The sequence below is a fragment of the Paucibacter sp. XJ19-41 genome (assembly GCF_028462495.1).
GTDB lineage: Bacteria > Pseudomonadota > Gammaproteobacteria > Burkholderiales > Burkholderiaceae_C > Roseateles_E.
Genome location: NZ_JAQOWX010000042.1, coordinates 23,486 through 41,453, shown reverse-complemented (window position 1 = coordinate 41,453; position 17,968 = coordinate 23,486). Strand labels below are relative to the sequence as shown.

Sequence of the window (17,968 nt, the reverse complement as noted above, 5' to 3'; positions counted from 1 at the left end):
GCGGCGCTGGGGGCGTGGCGGCGCTCGGCCCGGGGGCCGGCCCGGGAGGCATCGGCGGCAGCGGTGTCGTGGAGCAGGCCGCCAGCGCGCCTAGAATCGCCGCCGCCAGTCCGGCACGCCAGGAGAGAGTGGATAAAGACATGGGATTGCTATTGCTGGAGGCCCTGGGCGCGCTGGCCCTGCTGATATTCATTGTCTGGTGGACCATGTTCTCCGGCCGCAAGGGCGGCGAGCGGCGCGACGCCGATCAGGATCGCGACCCCAAGCCTTAATTCGCCTTGGGCGGCAGGAAGAAGCTGCGCGGCTGCGCCTTGAAGCGCCGCCAGATCGCGCCGCTGACGCGGGCCCGGTCGGCCAGCATGATGCCGCGCGAGCGCAGCGCCACCTTGAAGGCCAGATAGAAGCTGACGCTGACATTGAGCGCGCCGGTCAGCGGCACGGCGGCCACGCACCACCAGAAATCGGCCCGTTGCAGCACCTCCAGCCCCAGCGCGCCGGCGGCGGCGGCAATCTGGCCGGCCGACAGCGTGACGTGGCGCACCTCGATGGGCAGCGCGAAAAAGCCCAGCAGCGCGGGCACCAGGCCCAGCATCATGCCCAGCGAGACATTGGCCGTCAGGCCCGAGATATTGCTGCGCCACCAGTCGGCCCAGCGCTGCGCGCGCGCCTGACCGAGGCGGGCGACGATGCGCGGGTTCCAGGCGATCGCGGCGTCGAGGCGGTAGAACACAAACCAGTTCTCGACCCAGCCGGCGATCAGGCTGCTGGCGAACAGCAGGGTGCCGGTGAAGGCAGCGAACAGCAGCGTCGGGCCCAGCAGGGTCAGGCTGTGCAGCACATGCTCGGCATCCTTGGCGCCGACCAGGGGCGCGCCAAAGCTGAGCCAGCTCAGCAGCTGCACGCCCAGCACCAGGGGTACGACCAGGGCCAGATTGCCGACGATGCCGGCGATCTGCGAGCGAAGCAGATGGGCCACTTCATCGACAAAGTTCTCCAGGCCCTCATCGTTGTCGATATCGCTGAGCTTTTGCGCCATCGCCGGCGCAGTCATCGCCGGCTGCTTGGTGGCGACGGTCCAGTGCATCAGATGGATCGCGACGAAGCTGGCGGCATAGTTGGCACCGGCCCAGAAGCCGGCCCAGAAGGCCGACAGCGACAAGGCCATCACCGCGAACTTGACGAAGGTGGTGCCGGCGATCACGAGGCCGCCGCCCGCCGCGCTGCGCAGCATGTCGCGGTACTCGGCGGCGTTGCGGGTGATGTAGTGCTCGCCGGTTTCGGCGCTGCGCTCGGCCACCTTTCGGGCCAGCATCGAGTAGTGTCGAGCGAACAGCATGCGCACGCTGCGCCGCGCGTGAGTCACCCGCACCAGGTTCGAGACCAGCCGCGCCAGCTCGCGCTGCGGCTCGGGTGAGACCAGGCAATCCAGCAGGGTCTCGATGCGGCGCAGCCGCTCCAGCATCTGCTCGACCTCGAAGATGATGTCCACCGAGACGCCATAGCCTTCGAGATGGCGCGGAATGCTCTCGGCCGCCAGCCGGCAGCTGTCTAGCAGAACGCGCAGGTATTGCAGGGCCGGCATCATGGCCGCGCGATCGGCGCGCTGCAGCGCATCGCTGAACTGCTCGGTTGCTCGGCCAAGCTGTGTGAAAGGCTTGTGGCTCAGCAGCTCGGGGTCCATGCGCTGGCGCAGCGGACCCGACAGGCCGGCCGCCGCGACGCCGCTGATCAGCACTGTCAGCCCGCCCAGCATGGGCTCTCGCCACACATTGCCGGTCGGCACGGCCTGGCCGAACAGTGTCGCCAGCCGGCTCAGCAGCTCGTCGTCAAGCTCGGCCAGCCACAGCGCGTCCTCGGGCTCGGGGAAGAGCAGGCCGAACAGTTCGCCGAGTTCGCGGGTGTCCACCGTGTCGGGCAGCACGCGCTGGCGCAGCCGGTGCAGTAGTTCGCTCCACAAGGCCATGCGCGAGGCGAAGCCGACGTCGGCAAACAGGCCCAGGGCCTGAATATCGTGCCAGACGCTGCCCAGCACGCCGGCGAACGCTTCGGCATGCACCGGGTTGCGCTCCAGCACATTGAGCAGGTGTTTCAGTCGCAACAGCGGCAGCGCACGCTCGCCGCTACCGTCCAGGCCGGGCTCGCCACTGCGCTTGGCCGGGTGGCGCAGCCACTCCATCAGCCGCACCAGCCAGAGATTGCGTGCCGCCAGCTCGGCCCTGGGGTCGGCCGCGTTCAGCAGGGCCGTCAGATCCCAGCCCCGGTTCGCTCGCTTGAACCACATCAATGCAGGGTGCTGGTGTCGGCCAGCATGAATTCGGGCACCTCGGTGTAGAACACCTCGGCCGCTTCGGTGACACATAGAAAGCGGCCGCGCATGCTGCCTTGCGGCGGGGCGATCTGGGCCCAGGAGCTGTACTGGACTTTCTGGCCCGGGGCCAGCAGCGGCTGGTGGCCGACCACGGCCAGGCCGCTGACCTCCTGCACATGGCCGGCGGCGTCGCTGATCTGCCAGTGGCGCGCCACCAGCTGGGCCGTGACCGAGCCGCTGTTCTCTATGGTGATCGTGTAGCTGAAGGCATAGCGGCCTTGTTCAGCCTCGGTCTGCTCGGGCAGGACTTGCACGACAACGCTGCAGGTGAATTGAGCTTGAGCCATGGTGACTATTCTATGGTTGCTGCGCTGCATCATGATGCCGGGCGGCTATGCTGAAGCCCGGGCCGACATTGGAAGCAGAGTCAGAAAAAGGGATGAGATACCCCGCGATCACACGACGGGCATGGCTGGCGGTGCTGGGTCTGGCGCCCTGGGCCGTTGCCGCGCAGCCCGTATTGCTGCGCACCGTGGCGCAAAGCGGTGCGCCGGTCAAGTATGCACCCGGCGACAGCGCACGGCCCGGCCTCTGCGCCGAGGTGATGGGCGCGGTCGAGCGCCTTGATGCCGGCCTGCGCTTTGAGGGGCAGCGGCGGCTGACGCCGCTGCGGCGGGTCGAGCGCATGCTGGCGCAGGGCGAGATCGATGTGTTCTTCTGCCTGCTCAACACGGCGGAGCGGGCCCGCCAATGGGACTATCTGCCGGTGCCGCTGTACCGGGTGCGCCATGTGGCGGTGCAGCGCCAGAACGATCCGACCACCTTGCGCGGTGTGGCCGAGCTGCGGGGCGCCGGCCTCCACAAGCCGGTGCTGGTGGCCCAGGGTTCGGTGCTGGCGCAGGCGCTGAGGCAGGACCGGGTGCCCTTCAGCGACGCAGCGCGCTCCGACGTGGATGCGCTGCGTATGCTGATGCTGGGGCGCTCGGACGTGGTCTACGGGCAAGACATGACCCTGCTGCCGCTGCTGAGCCTGCCCGAGTTCGCCGGGCATTTGCGCCTCGCGCCGGTCGCGTTCCATGAGGAAACCCAATACGCGGTAGTGGCCAAGCACCTGCCGCCGCTCCTCACGCGGCGTCTGTTGCAGGCCTTGCAAACGCTGGAGCGCGAGGGCTTTCTGCGCGATCTAGCCGAACGTTATCGACAGCCATGAACCAAAATCTGTACTTTCCCGCCGATGGCCGGCCGCGCTGCCGCTGGTGTGCCGCCGCTGCCGACTGGCCACCGTATCTTCACTATCACGACACCGAATGGGGCTTCCCGGTCGCCGATGACCGTCGCCTGTTCGAGAAGCTGTGCCTGGAGGGTTTCCAGTCGGGCCTGTCCTGGCGAACCATCCTGGCCAAGCGCGAGGCCTTCCGCGCCGCATTCGCAGGCTTCGACGCCGACCGTGTGGCGGCCTTCGATGCCGCCGACGTCGAGCGCTTGCTGCAGGATGCCGGCATCGTCCGTCATCGCGGCAAGATCGAGGCGGTCATCAACAACGCGCAGCGCGTCATCGAACTGGTCGCCGAGCAGGGCTCGCTGGCCGCCTATATCTGGCGCTTCGAGCCGGAGGGCGGCCACGAGAACCTGACCGAGTCGCCGGCCTCCAAGGCCCTGTCCAAGGACCTGAAGAAGCGCGGCTGGAAATTCGTCGGCCCCACCACCATGCATGCCTTCATGCAGTCTATGGGCCTGATCAACGACCATGCGCCGCACTGCGTGACGCATGCCGAGGTGGAGGCCGCGCGGCGGCGTTTCAAGCCCCCGCGCGGAGCCCGGCCGGGCGTACTTTGGCCTCACGACGCTGTCGATCACATGGATCACGCCGTTGTCGGCGGCGATGTCGGTGGCCGTCACCTTGGCGCCATCGACCGTGACACCGCCCATCGTGGCGATCGTCAGCTCGCTGCCCTGCACCGTCTTGACCTTGCCGGCCTTGACGTCCTTGGCCATCACCTTGCCAGGCACGACGTGGTAGGTCAGCACGGCGGTCAGCTTGGCCTTGTCCTTCAGCAAGGCGTCGAGGTCGGCCTTGGGTACCTTGGCAAAGGCCGCATCTGTCGGCGCGAACACGGTGAACGGGCCGGGGCCCTTGAGGGTGTCGACCAGGCCTGCGGCCTGCAACGCGGTGGCCAGGGTCTTGAAGCTGCCCGCCGCCACGGCGGTGTCGACGATGTCCTTGGCCTGCGCCGACAGCGCGAGCAGGGACAGGGCACTGATTGCAATGAGCTTTTTCATCGGGTACTGCTTTCTTCGGGGTTGAGGGAAAGGGGGTAGGCGACGCTCACAGCGTCGGAAGGATGACCTTGTCGATCACATGGATCACGCCATTGCTGGCCAGCACATCGGTGGCCGTGATCCTGGCCTTGCGGCCGTTGCGGTCGCTGATGTCGAGATTGGCGTCGATCGTGAAGGTATTGCCCTGCACCGTGGTGATGGCCGGGCCGACTGGCACATCGGCCTTCAGCACCCGGGCCGGCAGCACGTGGTAGGTCAGCACCTTGCTCAGCAGGGCCTTGTCGGCCAGCAAGGCGTCCTTGCTGAGGCCCAGCTCGGTCAGCAGCGCGGCGAAGGCCGCGTTGGTCGGCGCGAACACGGTGAAGGGGCCATTGCCGCTCAGCGTGCCGGCCAAATCGGCGGCGACAACGGCCTCGACCAGGATGCTGAAATCGGGCAGCGCGCTGGCGGTCTGGACGATGGTCTTGTCGGCTGGCAGCAGCACACGGTCCAGCACATGGACGACGCCGTTGCTGGCCTGGATATCGGTGGCGGTGATGGTCGAGACACGGTTGCGTCCGTCGGTCACCCGGGCGGTGTCGCCGCTGACTTCGATCTTGAAGATGCCGCCTTGCAGCGTGGTGATGGGCTTTCCGGCCGGTATGGCCGCACGCTCCACCTTGGCGGGCAGCACATGGTAGGTCAGCACCGATGTCAGCAGGGCCTTGTCGGCCAGCAGCTGGGCCTTGCTGATGCCCAGTTCGGTCAGCAGCGCGGCGAAGGCGTCATTGGTCGGCGCGAACACGGTCAGGGTGCCCGGCGCGGACAGCGTGGTGCCCAGATCAGCCGCGATCACAGCCTCGCTGAGGATGCTGAAGCGGGCGTCGCTGCGGGCGATGTCGACGACCGTGGGCGGGTGATCATCACCGCCGCCGCAGGCGGCCAGCAGGCCGACCGAGGCCAGCAGGGTGAGGCGTTTGAACCAGGCAAACATGGCGGTATTTCCCTGCTTGTTGATAAGGGTTGAGGTTGGGGTGTCTGCGGCTTCAGAAGCCGTCGGGCAGCAAGGGCGCGGCCAGGCGGTGCAGCACGCCGTTGACGGCTTGCCAGTCGCTGCCAGGCTGCAGCGGCTGAGCGGTATCGCCGCAGCACAGCAGGCCCAGCGCGCCGAACTGGATCGCCGAGCCCTCGATGCTGTTCATGCGAGCGCCCCAGGGCAGCTCGTGGCTGAGCCAGCGTCCGCCAAGCAGATGGTGGCGCACGAGTCGGCCGAGCCGCTCGCGATCATTCATCAGCTCGCGCCGGCGCAGACCCAGGCGTGCCGCCAATTGCTTGAAACCACTGTCGTCGGGCGCCAGCAGCGTGAAGGGACCGCTGGAGCGCAGCACCACATCGAGACCGCAGCGATGCACGGCCTCGGCGAATTCGCTCAGGGACGGCGTCTGCTGCACCTGGGCCAGCAGGCCTTGTTGCGGCGCCTGCAGCACGCGGTCTATGACATGCAGCCGCAATTCGCCCCAAGTCAGCTCACCGCTCAGCAAACGGGCCAGACGGCCCTGGGCATCAAGCAGGCAAGGGCCTTGGGCATCGGCTTGCAGTCGCAGGGTGCCGCGACCCATGCTGGGCAGCGGAAGGGGCTGCGGCAGGGGCTCGGGGCTTAGCGGCACAAGCAGCAGATGCTCCAGCAGCAGCGCGCGCAAGCGCTGGGGTTCGGCCAGCAGCGCGTCCATGCCCAGGCCCTGTTCGCTCAGATGCTGCCGCAGCGCGGCGTCGCTGGGCGCCAGCAGGGTCAGGCTTCGGCCGTGGCTGAGCAGGCTCTGCAGTCCGGCGCGTGGCATGGCTGATACCAGCCAGGCCGGCGCCGTCGGCAGCTCGGTGCGCGGCTGCGCAGCGGCGCTGGCGCCGGGCAGCAAGCCGGCGCGGTGAGCGGTGGTCATCGGGCAAAGCCATCTGAGCATCTGGTCCTCGCTTTCTGGGTGTCGGCGCTGGGAGATGCGGAATTTGAACTGTTCAGTTCATTTTGTCAACTGATTGGTTTTGTAAAAATACTTAATGGTATCAATTCGACCTGCGTGTTCTGAATTGTTACGATGGGCTCTAGAATCGGGCCATGGCAAAAGTTTCATTCCGCGAACAGGTCCTGCAGGCCCGTGAGGACGCCATCGTCGATGCGGTCAACCGCCTGCTGGCCGAGAAGGGCTTCGACCTGATGACGGTGGATGAGGTGGTGGCCGATGTGGGCATCGCCAAGGCCAGCCTCTACAAGCACTTCAGCTCCAAGGAGGAGCTGGCGGCCGCCGCGATGGTGCGGGTGCTGGAGCGGGCGCTGGCCGAGCTGGCGCGGCTGCGCGAGCAGCCGGGCTCGGCGCTGGACAGGCTCAAGGCCGTGGCGCGCTGGACCATGCAGGTGCAGCTGGCCGGCGAAATGCCCTCGCTGCCGGCGCAGAACTCCAGCCTGCGCGCGGCGCTGACGGGGCACAAGCTCTATATGGACCGGCTGCTGACCCTGAGTGACGAGCTCGGCGAGTGGATCGCAGCGGCCCAGGCCGATGGCAGCCTGCGCCCCGATCTGCCGCCCGAGATCGTGCTCTACACCTTGTTCGCCCGCGCCTGCGATCCGGTACTCGCCCTGCTGAAGGCCGGCGGCCAGCACAGCGATGCGCAAATCATCGAGATGCTGCTGACCACCTGCTTCGGCGGGCTGGCGGGCTCCTAAAATCGGGGCTCACTCCCAGCCCCGCGCCCGATCATGAGCACCTCAAGCCGCCCCTCGCCGCTGATCTCTCCCAGCATCCTCTCCGCCGACTTTGCCCGCCTGGGCGAGGAGGTCCGCAACGTGCTGGCCGCCGGTGCCGACTGGATCCATTTCGATGTGATGGACAACCATTACGTGCCCAATCTGACCTTCGGGCCCATGGTCTGCGAGGCGCTGAAAAAACACGCCGTCAAGCCCGACGGCACGCCGGCGCCCATCGATGTACATCTGATGGTGCAGCCGGTCGACAGCCTGGCCCAGGCCGTTGTGCGCGCCGGCGCCGAGCTGGTGAGCTTTCACCCCGAGGTCAGCGCCCATGTGGACCGCACCGTGCAGCTGATCAAGGCCGAGGGCGCTCAGGCCGGCCTGGTGTTCAACCCGGGCACGCCGCTGGACGTGCTGGAGTGGGTGATCGACAAGGTCGACCTGGTGCTGATCATGAGCGTCAACCCGGGCTTCGGCGGTCAGAGCTTCATCCCCAGCGCGCTGAAGAAGCTGGAGGCGGCGCGCCGAATCATCGAGCAGAGCGGCCGCGACATCCGGCTGGAGATCGACGGCGGGGTCAAGGTCGACAACATCCGTCAGATCGCCGATGCCGGCGCCGACACCTTTGTGGCCGGCTCGGCCATCTTCGGTAAGCCTGATTACAAGGCGGTCATCGACGCGATGCGCGCGGAGCTGGCGCGCTGAGCGACGCCGCGCGATGCGCTTCGTCCTCGGCGACTGGGCGATCGATCCGGCCAGCAATGGCCTGAGCCGGGGCGAAGAGCGCCGCCAGATCGAGCCGCGGGCGATGCAGGTGCTGGTGGCGCTGTGCGAGCAGCCCGGCCAGGTGCTCAGCGCCGAGCAGCTGCTGCAGCAGTGCTGGCCCGAGCAACCGCTGGGCGACAACCCGGTGCACAAGACCGTGGCCCAGCTGCGCCGCGCGCTGGACGACAGCGCCACCGAGCCGCGCTATATCGAGACCCTGCGCAAGCGCGGCTACCGCGTGCTGGCCCCGGTCGCGTCCAGCGATGGCCCCGCGCCCCAGGCCCGCGAGGGCGGCTGGCGCGGCGGCTCGCCGTTTCGCGGCCTGCTGGCTTTCGATGCGGCCCATGCCGAGGTCTTCTTCGGCCGCGAGCGCGTGCTGCAGGAATTGTTGCTCAGCGTGCGCGCCCGCTGGCGCGAGCAGCGTGCCTTCACGCTGCTGCTCGGGCCCAGCGGCTCGGGCAAGACCTCGCTGGTGCAGGCCGGTCTGTTCCCGGCCCTGCAAGGCCTGGCCAGCACGGGCCTGGACCTCGGCGATATCGGCCTGCATGCGCCGCTGGCCGCGCTGGCGGCCGCGCTGCTGGACTGGGAGCTCGACGGGCGCAGCCTGTTCCCCGGCGCCAGTGCCGACAGCCTGGCCCGGAGCCTGGCGCACACGCCGCAGGCCGTGCTGGCCGAGATTGCGGCTGCGCGCGGCGGGCGCGACGCGGCGCTGCTGCTTTTCGTCGACCGGCTGGAGGCGCTGTTCGTCGCGCCGCATCTCGATGCCGCCTGTGTTGGCGACCTGCTGGCCGCGCTGCAGGCCCTGGCCGACAGCGGCGATGTCATCGTGATCGCGGCCTGCCGCAACGATTTCTATCCGCGCCTGTCCGAGCACAGCCTGCTGATGCGCGACAAGCAGCTGGGCGCGCACTTCGACCTGGGCCCGCCCAGCCGTGCCGAGATTGCCCAGATGATCCGCCTGCCGGCACGCGCGGCCGGGCTGAGCTTCGGCATCGATCCGAGCACCCGGGCGCGGCTCGACGATCAGCTCTGCGACGACGCGGCCCACAGCCCGGATGCGCTGCCGCTGCTGCAGTACACGCTGGAGGAGCTGTACCGGCTGCGCAGCCCGCATGGCGAGCTGAGCTTCGCTGCCTACCGCGAACTCGGCGGGCTGGAGGGCGCGATCGGCCTGCGCGCCGAGGCCGTGATCAAGAGCCTGCTGCCCATCCAGCAACAGGCCCTGCCGCAGGTGCTGGCGCTGCAGATCAGCCTGTCGGCCGAGGAGGCGCGCGCCACCAGCCGGCGCGCGCTGTGGGACGAGCTCGGTGGTGCGGCCGAGCGCGAGCTGGTCCAGGCCCTGGTCGATGCGCGGCTGCTGGTCAGCGATCTGATCGAGCAGCGGGCCGGTTTTCGCGTCGCCCACGAGGCGATTCTGCGGCGCTGGCCGCGGGTCACCGAATGGATTGCCGAGCACCAACAGGCCCTGCAGCTGCGCAGCCGGCTGCGCCAGCAGGTGGCGCGCTGGCAGGCCGAGGGGCGGGCCGCCGAGTACCTGCTGCCCAAGGGCAAGCAGCTGGCCGACGCGCTGGCGCTGCTAGGGCATAGCGAGTTCGTGATCAGCGCTGACGAGCGCGACTATGTGCAGGCCTCGCGCCGCCGCGCCGCGCGCGGCGGGCATCTGCGCCTGGCGGCCGTGCTGGGCCTGGCCTTGCTGACCCTGCTCAGCGGCACGCTGGCCTGGCGAGCCGACCGCGCAGAGCAGCTGGCGCGCCAGCGCAGCGAGCAGGCCGATGACTTGCTGGGCTATATGCTGGGTGAATTCGCCGACAAGCTGCGCCCGGTGGGCCGGCTCGAACTGCTCGACAGCGTCGGCGCGCAGGCCCTGAAGCATCTGGCCGAAGGCGACCGCCCGACCGAGCCCCAGGCCCTGCTGCAGCGTGCCAAGGCGCTGACCGTGATCGGCGAGGTGCGGGTCTCCAAGCGCGAGCTGGAGGCGGCGATAGCACCGCTGCAGCAGGCGCGCCGCCTGCTCGAGGTGGCCACGCCCGCCGCCGAGCTGCTGCCGCAGTGGCGCAAGGCCCAGGGCGCGGCGGATTTCTGGCTCGGCCATGCGTTCTATGTGCAGCGCCAGTTCGGCGCCGCGCGCGCCGCCTGGCACGCCTACCGCGAGCACAGCGCCCAATGGCTGGCCGAGGCGCCCGGCCAGGCCGAGCCGCTGATCGAGCTGTCCTATGCCGAGAACAGCCTGGGCACGGTGATGCTGGACAGCGGCGATCTGCCCGGCGCGGCGCGGCAGTTCCGCGCCTCGATCGAGCTCAAGCAGCAGGCGATGCGGCTGCGCCCCGATGACCTGGGCCTGAAGGCCTGGTGGGCCAACAGCCTGACCTGGCTGGGCACGACCCTGCTGTGGCAGGGCGAGTTTGAGGCCGCGCGGCGCCTGTTCGAGCAGGGGCTGCAAGGCATCGCACAGGCGCGCGCCCAGGCCCCGTCGGATCTGGAGTGGCTGGACAGCGAAGCGGTGGCCCAGACCTGGATCGGTCAGGCCTGGCAGAAGCTGGGGCAGCGTGATCAGGCGCTGGCGGCCTTCGGCCGGGCCAAGGCCTTGTTCGGCCGCTTGCTGGCGCAGGAGAGCGACAACCGCAAATGGCGGCTGGGCCTGGCCCGGGTCGAGGTGCTGGAGATCGAGACGCAGGCGCCCGGGCGCGGCGCGGCGCGGCTGCGCGAGCTGTTGGCGCAGATGCAGCGTTTCAACAGCGGCGCCAGCGCGGCGGCGACGCTGCGTCGCCTGCCTCAGCGCGCGCAGACCACGCTGCTGCTGGGCCGCGAACTGCGTGCCCAGGGCGAAGACGCCGAGGCCCTAGAGCTGCTGACGGGCCTGCTGCCCAGCCTGAGTGATGCACTGCAAACCCAGCCCGACGATCTGCGCCTGCATGCCGAGCGCGCCAAGGTCCGGCTGGCCGTCGCGGATCTGCACGCGCAAGCGCGCGCCGAGACGGCGGCACGCGCGCAATGTGAATCCGTGCTGGCCGAGTTGGACCGCCTGCGGCCCTTGCTGCGGGTTCATTTCGATATTACCGAGACCTGGGTCCAGGCATATTCATGCCTGGAGCGGAAAAGCCAGGTCGGCGCCGAGCAGCAATGGTTGGCTGAACGTCGCGATCCCCGCTCCTGATTTATTTGAAAACCAGTTGAAAAGGGATAGCCATGTCGACCAATACCTACTATGTCAAGGCCTCGATAGACGCCAGCGGCAACTATGCCGACTGCAGTTATTTCACCGACCCGGCCTGTACCCAGGTGGCCGAGCAGCCTTTGCGCATTCCACAAAGCGCCGGGGTTTGTAACTTCGTGCAGGCCGCCGCCTCGCCGCTGGTGCTGGTCGGCTCGGTCTTCAAGACCCTGGGCCATGCGCCGACGCTGAACAGCCACAACTTCACGCCGGCCAATGACGAACACATCGTCGCGGTGGGCATGCCCACCAGCGAGATCGTCACCAAGGGTGTGGTGCTGATGTTCTCCAGCCCCGGGGAGGTCACCTGCCTGTATCCCAGCACCGACCCCGAGGTCAAGAACGACGACCAGTGAGCCGGCACCGTCCATCTGAGACCGAGATGAGACCAAGCTGAGACTGCCGCCAGCGCCGGGCAGGTCGACAATTCGCGGACTTGCTTGGCCGTAGATCCGTCAAAACCAAGGGTTGTCCCTTGGTTTTTTCGTTGATGGAGTCCCGGAAGGTTTCCGGAAGCTTGCCCGGGCCCGGGCTGCCTAGCGTCCGTGACGTCGCGGAGATCGCGCGGCGCCGCCGCGGGACGCTCGACCGACCCGCCCCCATCATCAAAAGAGGGTCCGAGCATGCAGCAAGACCCAGAACGCGCCGGTCGGCCGGTGCCGACCACTGGACGGGTATTCCTGGTCTCCGAGATACTGAAGGATCTGCGCAGCGAGAAACTGCAAAGCCAGGAGGAAATGGCATTTTCCTGCAGCGACCGGAAAATCCGGGTCTCGATCGCGTCGATCAAGCGGGCCGAAACCGGCAAGCCGGTGATTTACCGGGTGGCCCGCGAACTGGCACGGTATTTCGATGTGCCGGTGCAGAAACTGATACGCAGCGAGCGCAGCGGCACCGCCTGATACTGATACCAAACTGATACTGGTTGGCCGGCCGCCAGCCACCAAACTAGTCTTCGCTCAGGGGCTGCGGAATATCGACCAAGCATCGGCCTTGAACAAGTGACAAGGCCGGGACGCCGGGCCGCAGCGGCGTCTTCTATCATCGCGGGGATGAAGAACATCCTGCTGGTGTGCACCGCCAATATCTGCCGTTCGCCGATGGCCGAGGCGGTCTTGAAGGCGCAAGGCCTGTATGCGCTGGTGCAATCGGCCGGCATGCGCGCCGGGCCGCGGGGCGAGCCGGTCGATGCCCGCGCCGCCCGCGTGCTCTTGCAGCGCGGCTATGAGCTGGGCAAGAAATGGCGTTCGCGGCGCGTCCAGGCCGAGGACTTTGCCCGCTTCGATCTGGTGCTGGCGATGGACCACGACAATCTGCACGATTTGCGCCTGCTCTGCCCGGCCCCGCAGCAGGACAAGCTGCATCTGTTCCTGGATTTCGTGCCCGGCCATGCCGGCCGCGAGGTGCCCGACCCCTATTTCGGCAGCATCCAGGGTTTCGAGCATGTGCTGAGCCTGGTGGAACTGGGCGCGTCGGGATTGCGCGAAGCGCTGCAGAGCGGGCGTGTCTCGGCGCTGTGACAGCCCGGGTCGGCGCGCTACTCAATTGTGTGCTGCAGCGCTAAGCTGCGGCCATGCAGATACGCACCAAGCTCGCCCTCCATCTGGTGGTGCAGGTCGTCCTGGTGGCGCTGATGGTGGCGGCCCTGCTGCATCTGGCCTCGGCCTACCGGGCGCTTGAGCAGGCCCAGTCGCGGCGCTTCGAGGGCCATCAGCTGGCGGCCGAGCTGTATCAAAGCTCTAACGAGCTGAGCCTGATGGCGCGTCTGTTCGTGCTGCAGCAGCAGCCGCGCTATGCCCAGTTCTATGCCGACATCGTGCGCATGCGCGAGGGGCAGGCGCCGCGCCCGCTGGACTATGACGCGGCGTTCTGGGATCTGCGCCTGGCCGATGCGCAGGCCGCCGACGGACCAGGCCGGATGGCCTCGGCGCAGGAGCGCCTGCACGCGGCCGGCTTCACCGCGCAGGAACTGGGCTTGCTCGACGAGGCCCGGCAGCGCTCCGAGGCACTGATGGCGCTGGAGCGCCAGGCCATGGGTCTGATCGAGAAGCGCCCGGGCTTCACGCCGCGGCCGGAGGACTGGCGCCAGGCCCTGGATCTGCTGCATGGCGAGGCCTATCTGCGCGCCAAGGCCGAGATCGCGGCGCCGCTGCGGCGCCTGACCCAAAGCCTGGCCCAGCGGCTGGAACAGGAGCGGCTGCAGGCACAGCGCAGCGTGCGGCAGGCCTCCTATATGGCCGCCGCCATCCTGCTGGTGCTGAGCCTGCATGCGCTGTGGTCGGCGCACCGTTTCGACCGCTCGGTGCGCCAGCCGCTGGCGGCCCTGCGGGACTGGGCCCAGTCGGTGCGCTCGGGCCGCCATGGCAGCCGCACGAAGCTGCCGGTGGACACCGAGTTCGGCGAGCTGTCGGCGGTGATCGACGAGATGGCCGATGCGGTGGAGCACAGCCTGGCCGAGCTGCGCGAGGAGGTGCAGCGCCGCACCCGCGCCGAGGAGGTGGTCCAGCACCTGGCCAACCACGATGCGCTGACCGGCCTGCCGTCGCTGCGCCTGCTGCACGACCGGCTGGAGCGGGCGCTGGCCCGGGCCCAGCGCGAAGGCGAGGGCGTGGCGCTGCTGTTCATCGACCTGAACGGCTTCAAGCCGGTCAATGACCAGTACGGCCATGAGTCCGGCGATATGGTGCTTAAGGTGGTGGGCCAGCGCCTGGCCGGTGCGGTGCGCGATGCCGACACGGTGGGCCGCATCGGCGGGGACGAGTTCCTGGTCATCCTGCCCGATGTCTGCAGCCATGAGGCGGCCGTCCAGGTGCGCGACAAGCTGGACGCGCTGCTGCGCCAGCCCATCTATCTGCCGACCCACAAGCTGGTGGTGCAGATCTCGGCGGCCATCGGCATCGCCCGCTTTCCCGACATGGCCAAGGACTCCGCCAGCCTGCTGCGCCTGGCCGACGAGGACATGTACAAGCACAAGGCCGCCAGCGGGGCGGGGCGTCCGCCCTCGTCCCCGCCGATCAAGGTCGGCTGATCAGGAGGCTGCCAGGGCCACCGCCAGGCGGGCGCCGGCCACCGCGTTGTGCTTGACCAGGGCGATATTGGTGGCCAGGCTGCGGCCCTCGGTCAGCGCCTTGATGCGGGCCAGCAGATAGGGGGTGACGGCCTTGCCGGCGATGCCTTGCGCGGCCGCCTCGGCCAGGGCCTGCGCGGTGATGCGCTCGATCTCGGCTCGCTCCATCGCCTGCCCGGCCGGCACCGGGTTGGCGATCACGACGCCGCCGGCCAGGCCCAGCGCCCATTTGGTCTGCAGGAAACGCGCCTGCTCGGCTGCTGCGTCGATGCGGAAGTCGGCCTTGAAGCCGCTGTCGGGCGTGTAGAAGGCGGCGAAATTGTCCTGGCCGATCGCGATCACCGGCACGCCATGGGTTTCCAGGTACTCCAAGGTCAGGCCGATGTCGAGAATGGACTTGGCGCCGGCGCAGACCACGGCCACCGAGGTCTGCGCCAGCTCCTGCAGATCGGCCGAGATGTCGAAGGAGGTCTCGGCGCCGCGGTGCACGCCGCCGATGCCGCCGGTCACGAAGACCTGGATGCCGGCCAGCGCCGCGCAGATCATCGTCGCGGCCACGGTCGTCGCGCCGATCTTGCCGCTGGCCAGCACATAGGGCAGGTCACGCCGGCTGACCTTCAGCGCCTCGGGCGATTGGCCCAGCAGCTCCAGCTCGGCCTCGGACAGGCCGATGCGGATCTTGCCGTCGAGGATGGCGATGGTGGCCGGCACCGCGCCGCCGTCGCGAATGATCTGCTCGACCTCGCGGGCCGTCTGCACATTCTGCGGGTAGGGCATGCCATGCGAAATGATGGTGGATTCCAGCGCGACGATGGGGCTGCCGGCGGCGCGGGCGGCGGCCACTTCGGCCGAGTAGTCGATGAAGGTGTGCAGGGTGCTCATGGGGGTTCTCAGTGGATGGATTGCAGCAGTTCGGGGCCGAGATCGGGATGGACGGTGGCTTCGGTCTGCAGGGTCAGCGCCGATAGCGCGAGGCCGCGGCGGCAGGCCAGAGCCAGGTCTTGCGGGTCCTGGTACAGCGAGGCGCAGACCCCGGCCGAGAAGGCGTCGCCGGCGCCGGTGACATCGAGCACCGGCACGCTCGGCGCCGGCATTGCCAGCAGCGCGTCGCCGTCGCTGTAGAGCACGCCGGCAGCGCCCTGGGTGACGACCAGCTGTTGCAGGCCGCGCTCGCGCAGCTGGCGATGGGCGCGCCGCAGCGCGCCCGGGCTGGAGAGCGGCTTGCCGCCGCACAGTGCGGCCAACTCGCCCTCGTTCAGCAGCAGGCAGTGCACGCCGCTCAGGTTCTGCGGCAGCCGCGCCATCTTGGGCACCGAGACCGCGACGACGACCAGCGGCCGCGTGTCGGCGGCGGCCTCGCTGATCAACTGGGCCACGCTGTCGGCCGGCAGGTTCAGGTCGATCACGGTGAGGCTGGCGCTGGCGCGCTGGGCCGAGGTGAGGCGCAGGAAATCGGGTGTCAGCCTCTCGGTCAGCGCCATTTGCGCCAGGGCCAGCAGCATCGCGCCGTCGGCGTCGAGCACGGCGGTATAGCTGCCGGTGGCGGCGTCGGCGGCCTGCAGCGAGCCGCTGGTCGCGATGCCCAGCCGCGCCGCATGGGCCAGCAGCTCGCGGCCGGCCGGGTCGTCGCCGACCGCGCTGAGCAGATGCACAGGCAGGCCCAGCCGCGCCAGGTTCTCGGCCACATTGCGGGCCACGCCGCCGGGCGTCTCGCGCTGGCTGACCGGGTTCGAGGTGCCCATCTGCAGCGGCGCCAGGGTGCGCAGCTTGCGGTCCAGATTGCTGCCGCCGATGCAGACGATGGGCGCACGCTGCGGCAGCACATAGGCCCGGCCCAGCAGCCGGCGCTCGCGCGTCAGGCTGGCGATATGGCCGGCCACCGCCGAGCGCGACAGGCCCAGGCGCTCGGCCAGGTCCTGCTGGCCGATGAAGGGGTTGTCGCGTATCAGTGCGAGCAGCTGTTCTTTTTTGCTGTCCATGGTGCTTATAAACAATTGTCCGTATTGTAAAACAATTGTCTTGATCGAGGTGGTGTGCCCAGCGTGCCCGCTAAACTCGCGGCTCCCCAGTTCGCCACCGCCGCCGTGACCTCTCAGACCTGCCCCCAAGCCTTCATCCTCGACCTTGACGGCACCCTGGTCGATACGCTGGGCGACTTTGTCGCGGTGCTGAATCTGGTGCTGCAGGAGCTGGCGCTGCCGGCCGTGAGCCGCGAGTTCGTCGAGCTGACGATAGGCCAGGGCAGCGAGCACCTGATACGCAGCACGCTGGCCGAGGTGGGTGGAGCGCCCGCGCTCTACGAAACCGCCTGGTCTCGCTACCAGCAGCACTATCTGGCGCTGAACGGGCAGTTCTCGGCGGTGTTTCCCGGCGTTGTCGAGGGGCTGGAGCGGCTGGCGGCGCTGGGCCTGCCGATGGCCTGCCTGACCAACAAGCCGCTGGCCTTTGCCCGTGAGCTGCTGGCGCGCAAGGGCCTGGCCGGCTATTTCGGCTGGGTGTTTGGCGGCGACAGCTTCGAGCGCAAAAAGCCTGATCCGCTACCGCTGATCAAGACCTGCGAGGCGCTGGGCACGGCACCCGGCGCCACCTGGATGATCGGCGACTCCAGCAACGATGCCCGCGCGGCGCGCGGCGCCGGTTGCCCGGTGGTGCTGGTGCGCTATGGCTACAACCACGGTGAGCCCATCGACGCGGTGCCGGCGCTGCAGCACCTCGACCGGCTGGATCAGCTCACTGTCCCGAGCGGCTGCGCTGAATCCCCAGCAGCGCATCCTTGAGCTGGTCGTCGGCCGGCGACTTGCCCAGCCAGATCTTCAGCAGCACGCCGAAGAACTCCGGCTCCTTGATCGGCTCACCGGCGACCTTGGCGCCGTTGACATAGACCACGGTGCCGGTGCCGGGAATCCACTCGACGCTGAAGTTCTCGCCGGTCGTGAGCTTTTTCTTGGTCGCAAAGATATCGGCGATGCGCAGCACGCCGTTGATGGCCTTGGCGAACTCCTCGCGCGAGGCGTTCTGCTCCATGCCCTTGGTGAAGAGCTTGCCGAGCTCGTTGCCGTCGATCTCGCGCAGCATCTGGATGTGCAGGCGTTTCGGGCCCGGCGCGGCCAGCGCGGCCTCCGGCGTGCCGGCCTTGGCGCCCAGATACAGGCCTGCGGTATAGACCTTGAAGACGGCCTTGTAGCGAATGCCGGCGCCGTTGAGTTGCAGCTTCTGGCCGGCCACTTCGGCCGTGGGCTCGTACTTGACGCCGGCCACCTCGACCGTCTGGGCCTGGATGGGCAGGGCCATGGCCAGCAGCAGGGCCGCAAGGAATTGTCTCGACATGTCTCGCTCCGTTTTATCGGCGAAGTATGGCGCGAAGCCCGCCCGCTTGTCCGTGTTGTGCATCACGCACAAACCCTGAACGGAGTCGTCACACAAGCACTGCTAAACTGCGCCGCATCATGTTCATCACGCGCAAGCACATCAAGGGGTCGAACGACCGGGGAGCCTGGCCCTGGCGTCGCCCGTCCGACTTCGCCTGAAGCCGCTTGATTGATTGACCGCGTGCCGGCTCCTGGTTCCCGGAGCCGCACAGCCCGAACCTTCCCGGTGGGATGGACGCAGTCAAGCGAC

General features: G+C 68.4%; 17 protein-coding genes and 2 pseudogenes. 11 read left to right on the top strand and 8 right to left on the bottom strand.

Features of this window, described 5'->3' with window-relative positions; genetic code table 11:
* The coding region (locus tag PO768_RS12895) for a hypothetical protein (RefSeq protein WP_272646384.1) at positions 1-272 on the top strand (272 nt) is incomplete at its 5' end.
* On the opposite strand, the gene PO768_RS12890 is transcribed toward PO768_RS12895, so the two are convergent.
* Entirely contained in the window at positions 269-2,281 is a 2,013-nt protein-coding gene (locus PO768_RS12890) for a site-specific recombinase (RefSeq protein ID WP_272646382.1), read from the bottom strand. The two genes, PO768_RS12895 and PO768_RS12890, sit on opposite strands and share 4 nt — an antisense overlap.
* Positions 2,281-2,655, bottom strand: a complete 375-nt coding sequence (gene apaG / locus PO768_RS12885) for a Co2+/Mg2+ efflux protein ApaG (protein WP_272646381.1) — start codon at positions 2,653-2,655, stop codon at positions 2,281-2,283. The genes PO768_RS12890 and apaG overlap by 1 nt, the downstream gene beginning before the upstream one ends.
* A gap of 92 nt (positions 2,656-2,747) precedes the next feature.
* Here apaG and PO768_RS12880 point away from each other — a divergent pair, with 92 nt between their 5' ends.
* Positions 2,748-3,518: a substrate-binding periplasmic protein gene (locus PO768_RS12880; RefSeq protein ID WP_272646380.1), complete on the top strand. Its 771-nt coding sequence runs from the start codon at positions 2,748-2,750 to the stop codon at positions 3,516-3,518.
* Positions 3,515-4,117, top strand: a pseudogene (locus PO768_RS12875) (DNA-3-methyladenine glycosylase I); the annotation flags it as partial. The gene PO768_RS12880 and the pseudogene PO768_RS12875, both read left to right, overlap by 4 nt.
* Before the next feature lie 21 nt (positions 4,118-4,138).
* On the opposite strand, the pseudogene PO768_RS12870 reads toward PO768_RS12875, so the two are convergent.
* From PO768_RS12870 to PO768_RS12860, 3 genes and pseudogenes are all read right to left on the bottom strand, one after another.
* Positions 4,139-4,588, bottom strand: a pseudogene (locus tag PO768_RS12870) (fasciclin domain-containing protein); the annotation flags it as partial.
* 46 nt (positions 4,589-4,634) lie between these two features.
* Positions 4,635-5,561: a fasciclin domain-containing protein gene (locus tag PO768_RS12865; RefSeq protein ID WP_272646379.1), complete on the bottom strand. Its 927-nt coding sequence runs from the start codon at positions 5,559-5,561 to the stop codon at positions 4,635-4,637.
* Positions 5,562-5,613: 52 nt separating this feature from the next.
* Positions 5,614-6,504 (bottom strand): fasciclin domain-containing protein, encoded by an 891-nt coding sequence (locus PO768_RS12860; protein WP_272646378.1) that lies wholly within the window; start codon positions 6,502-6,504, stop codon positions 5,614-5,616.
* Between the two features lie 173 nt (positions 6,505-6,677).
* Here PO768_RS12860 and PO768_RS12855 point away from each other — a divergent pair, with 173 nt between their 5' ends.
* The 7 genes from PO768_RS12855 (at position 6,678) to PO768_RS12825 (ending at position 14,311) form a co-directional block, all read left to right on the top strand.
* Positions 6,678-7,283, top strand: coding sequence for a TetR/AcrR family transcriptional regulator (locus PO768_RS12855; protein WP_137942900.1), 606 nt, complete (start codon positions 6,678-6,680; stop codon positions 7,281-7,283).
* Between the two features lie 33 nt (positions 7,284-7,316).
* Entirely contained in the window at positions 7,317-8,012 is a 696-nt protein-coding gene (gene rpe, locus PO768_RS12850; RefSeq protein WP_272646377.1) for a ribulose-phosphate 3-epimerase, read from the top strand.
* 13 nt (positions 8,013-8,025) lie between these two features.
* Positions 8,026-11,226 carry an nSTAND1 domain-containing NTPase gene (locus PO768_RS12845; protein ID WP_272646376.1) on the top strand — a complete coding sequence of 1,067 codons (3,201 nt, stop codon included), beginning with the start codon at positions 8,026-8,028 and terminating at the stop codon, positions 11,224-11,226.
* Positions 11,227-11,258: 32 nt separating this feature from the next.
* Positions 11,259-11,639 (top strand): hypothetical protein, encoded by a 381-nt coding sequence (locus PO768_RS12840; protein WP_262971624.1) that lies wholly within the window; start codon positions 11,259-11,261, stop codon positions 11,637-11,639.
* Between the two features lie 267 nt (positions 11,640-11,906).
* On the top strand, positions 11,907-12,185 hold the full coding sequence (locus tag PO768_RS12835) for a helix-turn-helix domain-containing protein (protein WP_272646375.1): 279 nt from the start codon (positions 11,907-11,909) through the stop codon (positions 12,183-12,185).
* 150 nt (positions 12,186-12,335) lie between these two features.
* Positions 12,336-12,803, top strand: coding sequence for a low molecular weight protein-tyrosine-phosphatase (locus PO768_RS12830; protein WP_262971623.1), 468 nt, complete (start codon positions 12,336-12,338; stop codon positions 12,801-12,803).
* Positions 12,804-12,856: 53 nt separating this feature from the next.
* Positions 12,857-14,311, top strand: a complete 1,455-nt coding sequence (locus PO768_RS12825) for a GGDEF domain-containing protein (protein ID WP_272646374.1) — start codon at positions 12,857-12,859, stop codon at positions 14,309-14,311.
* Here PO768_RS12825 and PO768_RS12820 read toward each other — a convergent pair whose 3' ends face one another.
* Together PO768_RS12820 and PO768_RS12815 are read right to left on the bottom strand one after the other, a co-directional pair.
* A complete protein-coding gene (locus PO768_RS12820; protein ID WP_442953223.1) occupies positions 14,312-15,232 on the bottom strand; it encodes a pseudouridine-5'-phosphate glycosidase in 921 nt (306 codons plus the stop codon).
* Between the two features lie 8 nt (positions 15,233-15,240).
* Complete coding sequence (locus PO768_RS12815; protein WP_272646373.1) at positions 15,241-16,329, bottom strand: carbohydrate kinase; 1,089 nt, start codon at positions 16,327-16,329, stop codon at positions 15,241-15,243.
* A 105-nt stretch (positions 16,330-16,434) separates the two neighbouring features.
* On the opposite strand from PO768_RS12815, the gene gph reads away from it, so the two are divergent.
* Positions 16,435-17,127: a phosphoglycolate phosphatase gene (gene gph / locus PO768_RS12810; protein ID WP_272646372.1), complete on the top strand. Its 693-nt coding sequence runs from the start codon at positions 16,435-16,437 to the stop codon at positions 17,125-17,127.
* On the opposite strand, the gene PO768_RS12805 is transcribed toward gph, so the two are convergent.
* Positions 17,081-17,677, bottom strand: a complete 597-nt coding sequence (locus PO768_RS12805; RefSeq protein ID WP_137942908.1) for a chalcone isomerase family protein — start codon at positions 17,675-17,677, stop codon at positions 17,081-17,083. The genes gph and PO768_RS12805 overlap by 47 nt on opposite strands.
* Between the last annotated feature and the right edge of the window lie 291 nt (positions 17,678-17,968).

Excerpts from the sequence above, each read along its gene's own strand:
- PO768_RS12855 (WP_137942900.1), top strand. The coding sequence starts at position 6,678 with ATGGCAAAAGTTTCATTCCGCGAACAGGTCCTGCAGGCCCGTGAGGAC.
- rpe (WP_272646377.1), top strand. The coding sequence starts at position 7,317 with ATGAGCACCTCAAGCCGCCCCTCGCCGCTGATCTCTCCCAGCATCCTC.
- PO768_RS12805 (WP_137942908.1), bottom strand. The coding sequence starts at position 17,677 with ATGTCGAGACAATTCCTTGCGGCCCTGCTGCTGGCCATGGCCCTGCCC.
- PO768_RS12865 (WP_272646379.1), bottom strand. The coding sequence starts at position 5,561 with ATGTTTGCCTGGTTCAAACGCCTCACCCTGCTGGCCTCGGTCGGCCTG.
- PO768_RS12830 (WP_262971623.1), top strand. The coding sequence starts at position 12,336 with ATGAAGAACATCCTGCTGGTGTGCACCGCCAATATCTGCCGTTCGCCG.
- PO768_RS12890 (WP_272646382.1), bottom strand. The coding sequence starts at position 2,281 with ATGTGGTTCAAGCGAGCGAACCGGGGCTGGGATCTGACGGCCCTGCTG.
- PO768_RS12815 (WP_272646373.1), bottom strand. The coding sequence starts at position 16,329 with ATGGACAGCAAAAAAGAACAGCTGCTCGCACTGATACGCGACAACCCC.
- apaG (WP_272646381.1), bottom strand. The coding sequence starts at position 2,655 with ATGGCTCAAGCTCAATTCACCTGCAGCGTTGTCGTGCAAGTCCTGCCC.
- PO768_RS12820 (WP_442953223.1), bottom strand. The coding sequence starts at position 15,232 with ATGAGCACCCTGCACACCTTCATCGACTACTCGGCCGAAGTGGCCGCC.
- PO768_RS12840 (WP_262971624.1), top strand. The coding sequence starts at position 11,259 with ATGTCGACCAATACCTACTATGTCAAGGCCTCGATAGACGCCAGCGGC.
- PO768_RS12835 (WP_272646375.1), top strand. The coding sequence starts at position 11,907 with ATGCAGCAAGACCCAGAACGCGCCGGTCGGCCGGTGCCGACCACTGGA.
- PO768_RS12880 (WP_272646380.1), top strand. The coding sequence starts at position 2,748 with ATGAGATACCCCGCGATCACACGACGGGCATGGCTGGCGGTGCTGGGT.
- PO768_RS12825 (WP_272646374.1), top strand. The coding sequence starts at position 12,857 with ATGCAGATACGCACCAAGCTCGCCCTCCATCTGGTGGTGCAGGTCGTC.
- PO768_RS12845 (WP_272646376.1), top strand. The coding sequence starts at position 8,026 with ATGCGCTTCGTCCTCGGCGACTGGGCGATCGATCCGGCCAGCAATGGC.
- PO768_RS12860 (WP_272646378.1), bottom strand. The coding sequence starts at position 6,504 with ATGACCACCGCTCACCGCGCCGGCTTGCTGCCCGGCGCCAGCGCCGCT.